Origin of the sequence: Streptomyces tricolor (genome assembly GCF_002155905.1) — a bacterium.
Lineage (GTDB): Bacteria > Actinomycetota > Actinomycetes > Streptomycetales > Streptomycetaceae > Streptomyces > Streptomyces tricolor.
This window is the reverse complement of sequence record NZ_MUMF01000604.1, coordinates 1-996: the sequence shown is the minus strand read 5'-3', so window position 1 is coordinate 996 and position 996 is coordinate 1. Positions and strand designations below refer to the sequence as shown.

Genomic DNA, 996 nt, shown 5'->3' with positions numbered 1-996 from the left:
GCCGTGCCCGTGCGGGCACGGCGAGGCGCGCACACGGTGGTGCGGGAGGCGGGGCCCCGGTCCGAGCCGGGGCCCCGCAGTCGGTCAGCGGGTCGAACCGGTCTGGGTGAGCAGGCGAAGAGCCGCCACGGAAGGAGGTGGTGGTCACCGCCCGCGTCGGGCTTCTGCCCTGGTGGAGGTGGGGGAGCCGGCACGCGGGAAGGGCGAGGGTCCGGTCGTGGCCCGGCACGGATCATCTCGCCGTGGCCGACGTCCCTGCGGCCGGGACCGGGGCCCGGCGCCGGCCGGGGCGTTCGAGCGCGTTCATGGTTCTCCCCGTACGGTCGGGTGCGGGCGGGGGTGTGCCGGGATCGGCGAGTTCAGGGCGTGGACAGCTCGAACCGCGTGACGCGGACCGCGCCGCCCAGTGCCCGGGTGGCGTGGTTGAAGAGGGCGAACCGGTAGCCCATGAAGAACCGCCAGTCGTTGCCCAGGGAGAAGTCGGGCCCGAGGCGGGTGAAGGTGATGCCGTCGGTGCTGTAGGAGAAGCGCCCGGGGCGTGGCCCGCCGGGGCGGATGTCGGCGTTGGCGCGCAGCCAGATCCGGCTCCCGGAGACGGGCGCGCTCGCGAGGTCGGTGCCCGTGCCGGTGGTGTTCCAGTTGCCGTCCATGGTCAGCCCGCTCACCATCACCACCCGCGTGACGCCGCCGTCGCGCTTCAGACCGATCCACGCGGAGGAGTCACGCAGCAGCGCGAGTCCGGCCCGGTCGCCGTCCCGCATCGCGGAGTGGTCGAGCTGGACCGTGGCGGTGGAGGTCGGGCCCTGGATGCGGTGCGTGAGGGTGTTGCGGGCCCCGTACAGGTCGTCGGTGACGGTGGCGGTCCGGAGCGTCAGCCCGTTGCCGGCCGACCACTTGGTGTTGTCCGGGTTGTGGTTCCACTCCCATCTCGGCGACAGGGTCGTGCCGTCGAAGGTGTCGACACCGGTCATGGGGGTGACCTGACGGGGCGGAGGG

Annotated in this window: 1 protein-coding gene; it reads right to left on the bottom strand. The window is 73.6% G+C overall.

The features are described 5' to 3' along the window. Nucleotides 1–359: 359 nt before the first annotated feature. Nucleotides 360–996: beta-xylosidase family glycoside hydrolase (locus CCN44_RS34995; protein WP_462509662.1), on the bottom strand; the 637-nt coding region annotated here is incomplete at its 5' end.